Annotated in this window: 3 pseudogenes; 2 read left to right on the forward strand and 1 reads right to left on the reverse strand. The window is 69.4% G+C overall.

Annotation, left to right across the window (positions count from 1 at the left end):
* Nucleotides 1–348 (forward strand): annotated as a pseudogene (locus AC2W7C_RS14540) (hypothetical protein); the annotation flags it as partial.
* Nucleotides 349–401: 53 nt separating this feature from the next.
* Nucleotides 402–784 (forward strand): annotated as a pseudogene (locus AC2W7C_RS14545) (amino acid kinase family protein); the annotation flags it as partial.
* A gap of 225 nt (nucleotides 785–1,009) precedes the next feature.
* Here AC2W7C_RS14545 and AC2W7C_RS14550 read toward each other — a convergent pair.
* Nucleotides 1,010–3,775, reverse strand: a pseudogene (locus AC2W7C_RS14550) (TonB-dependent receptor); the annotation flags it as partial.
* Nucleotides 3,776–3,846 lie beyond the last annotated feature (71 nt).

A 3,846-nucleotide genomic window follows, 5' to 3' on the forward strand; every position in this document is an offset into this window, starting at 1 on the left:
GTGGGCGGCGGCGTACTGGCGCGGCTGACCGCCGACCCCGCCTTCGAGGTCGTCGGCGTCCTGGTCCGCTCGCCGGACAAGCCGCGCGAGACCGCCATTCCCCAGGGCCTGGCCCTGACCGACCCCGCCGCGCTGCTGGCCCGCGAGCCGGACGTGCTGATCGAGGCCATCTCGGACGCCTCCACCGGCCTGGCCCTGATCCGCGCCGCCCTGACCCGCGGAATCGACGTGGTCAGCGCCAACAAGCAGGCCGTCGGCGGCGACCTGCCGCCCCTGACCGCCCCTGGCCAAGAGCGCCGGCGCCGCGCCTGCTCTACTCCGCCAGCGTCGGCGGCGGCGCGCCCCTGATCGAGACGGTCCGCCGCGCCCGCGCCCACGGCCCGGTCGTGCGTATCCAGGCGGTGCTGAACGGGACCTGCAATTACATCCTGAACCGCCTGGCCGAGGGCGCCCGCTTCGACGACGCCTTGGCCGGGGCCGCGCCGCCGGCTTCGCGGAAGAGGATCCGTCCGCCGACCTCACCGCCCTGGACGCGGCCGCCAAGCTGGCGATCCTGGCGCACGAGGCGCTGGAGGATGGAGTCTCTCCGGACCGCATCGCGCGTCAGGCCCTGGCCGCCGACGTCGCCCTTCCGGTCGGACGGGTGCGGCAGGTCGCCCAGCTGGACGTGCGCGCGGGCCGGGCCGAAGTCGCCTTCCAGGCCGTCGACGGCGACCCTCTGCTGACCGATCTTCCCGACGAGTGGAACGCGCTCCGGGTCGTCACCGCCGACGGCCGGACCTTCACCGCCCGCGGCCGCGGCGCGGGCCGGACGCCCACCGCCGAAAGCGTCTGGGCCGACCTGGCCGACCGTGGCGCTCTGAGCCCCGAAAAGAAGCGCCGCCGACCCGAAGGACCGACGGCGCAGGGAACGCTTCGGTTCAGGAAGATCAGAAGCGATAGCGGGCGCGACGTAATACTGCCGGCCGGTATGGTGATAGACCGAGGTGCTCTGACGGTCCTCGGTCCCCACCCACTGGTGGTTCTCCTCGTCGGTCAGGTTCAGCGCCTCGAAGGTCAGCTCGACCTGTTCGGTCAGCTGGTACGAGGCCGAGGCGTCGACGTTCAGCGTCTCCATCTTGCCCTCCAGATCGTTGCCGTTGCGGCCCGGCACGTTCTGCAGATAGGCGTCGCGCGAGGCCACCGAGACCCGCGCCGAGAAGGCGTCGTCCTCGTAGTAGAGCGTGGCGTTCCAGGACTCCGGCGACAGGTTGACCAGGTCGTTGGTGACGAAGGTGTCGCACAGCGAGTTCACCCGGGTGTCGCAGTAGTCGATCTCGGATTCGACGTGGGTGTAGTTCACCTGGGCGCCCAGGTTGCCCAGCAGCCCGGGCAGGAAGGTGAAGGCCTGCTGGTAGCTGATCTCGAAACCCTTCAGCGGACCGCCTTCCGTATTCACCGCCGAGGTCAGCTGGAAGATGGTCGAGGCCGTGCAGGTCCCGGTGCAGAAGCCCGGCGCGAAGGCCGAGGGGTTCAGCGCCGTCAGCTCCGAGTAGGGCAGGTCCTGGCGGATGATCTGAATGTAGGTGTCGATGTCCTTGTAGAAGTAGGCGAAGGACAGCAGGCTCTCGGGCGCGAAATACCATTCGACGCTGAAGTCGTAGGTGTTCGCCCGGAACGGCTCCAGCTTCACATTGCCGATGGTGGCGGTGAAGTTCGGGCCCGTGTTCAGCGAGGTGGTCGGGATCAGATAGTTGGTGCCGGCCAGGTTGTTGCCGATCTGCGGACGCGCCATGACCTTCGCCGCGCCGAAGCGCAGGAAGAGCTCGGGCGTCGGCTGCAGCACCAGGTTCAGCGACGGCAGGGTGTCGCTGTACTCGTTCTCGCCGGTCACCAGGGTGCCCCCGCCCGTCGAGCTGTAGCCGGTGGCCTCGATCCGGGTGTTGGCGTGACGCACCCCGATGTTGCCGCGGAACGGCATCGAGAACAGCTCGGTGTCGAAGTCCGCCTGCAGATAGACGGCCAGGTCCTCTTCGGAGATCGACCGGTTGCCGCCGCGGGCGTTGCCGTTGGTGATGCTGGTCAGACGGAAGTCGCCGCCGGGCACGCCCGTGTCGCAGTTGCAGTAGATGTCGAACAACGCGGCGATGGCGTTCAGGTCGGGCCGCAGCCAGTTGGTGTCGGTCCCATTGGGAACCAGGCCGCCGCCGAAACCCGTCAGCAGGTTGGAGATGTCCGCCACGGTGACGCCCGCCGGCAGTTGCGGGACCAGGGTCTCGTCGGCGCGGCGGGATTCATAGGAATCGGACTCGTAGGTCTTGTAGTTGATCCCGGCCTTGAAGGTCACGATCGCGCTGGCGTCGAACTCGATGTCGGCCTGGGCCGAGGTGAACAGGGTGTCCACCCCGTTCGGGCGCAGGCGGATCTCGGAGCGCGGCAGGACGGCCAGGCCGGTCCCCAGATTGGCCCCGCGCCAGGCCCAGTTGGCCGGGTTGGTCACGTCGAAGCCGTAGCTGATCAGCGGCGCTTCCATGTTGCCGCGGAAGTCCCAGGAGTAGCCCTGGGTGTTCTGGCGATCCAGGGTCACCGTCGTCTGGACCGGGTTCTCGAAGCTCGACTCCGCCCGGCCGTAGTAGAAGCGGCCGCGCAGGCGGTCCGAGAAATCGTGCTCGGCCGTCAGGCTGATCTGGGTGTACTCGGTCGACAGCTCGTCGTAGCGGCTCTCGGAGCGGATATCGACGTTGTCGAACACGCCGTAGACCAGCATGTTGTTCTCGACCACGGCCTCGCGCACCCCGATCTGGGTCTGGCCGCCGGCCGCCGCGTTGCGGCTGAACGACAGGGCCTCCAGGAAGTCCTCCTGACGGGTGGCGTCCAGCTTGGAATACAGCACATCCAGCGAGAACAGGGTGCTGGCCGCCGGCCGCCACTGGAAGGCGCCGGTGATCCCCAGCCGCTCCTGTTCGTGGGTCAGGCGGCCGTAGCGCGGCAGGCGGGGAATGAAGACCCCGGCCTGGTTGGCGGTGTTGTAGGCGGCGATGTTGCCGGGCGTGTTGGCGGGCCGGGCGACGCCGGTGGCGCAGTTCGCGGCGTTCGAGCCGTTGGCCGTGCTGTTGCCGGGGTTCTGCGGAGTCACGCCGACCGGCGAGCAGAAGCCGCCCGAGTTGGTCGATCCCGGCGCGGCGGCGGGCGCCCAGCGCACCGAGCTGAAGCCCTCCTCCAGCAGGCTGCGCTCGCTATAGGCCAGCGAGACCAGGGCGCCGAACTCGTCGTTGGCCCCGAAGGTGTCGCTCAGCAGGAAGGCGTAGCGCGGATTGTATTCTTCCGAGAGGTCGTTGTAGCCGACCTGGGCCGAGGCCGCGGCGGTGAAGCCGTCATAGTCGAACGGACGGGTGGCCTGCAGGTCGACCGTCGCGCCCAACGACCCCTCCTCCGTCTCGGCCGCGGCGGTCTTGCGCACCGTGATCGAGTTGAAGAGCTCCGAGGCGAAGACGTTGAAGTCGAAGCCGCGGCCGCGGTTGGCGCCGCCCGAGGAGTCGGTGCCGCCGGTGGTGGCCTGGGCCTCCATGCCGTTGATGCGGGTGCGGGTGAAGTCGGCGCCCAGGCCGCGCACGGTGATCGAGCGGCCTTCGCCGGCGTCGCGGTCGATGGCCACGCCCGGAACGCGCTGGATCGACTCGGCCAGGTTCAGGTCGGGAAAGTCGGCGATGTCCTCGGCGACGATGACGTCGACCATGTTGGTCTCGCGCCGCTTGGCGTCCAGGCCGGCGCTCAGGCTGGCGCGGAAGCCGGTCACGACGACCTCGCCGATGTCGGTGGCCTCCGTCGTCCTGGGGGTGCGGGCGGGGGGCGCCGACTGCGCGGCGG

It is taken from the genome of Brevundimonas sp. CURTG3B2_SDJG (genome assembly GCF_057364705.1).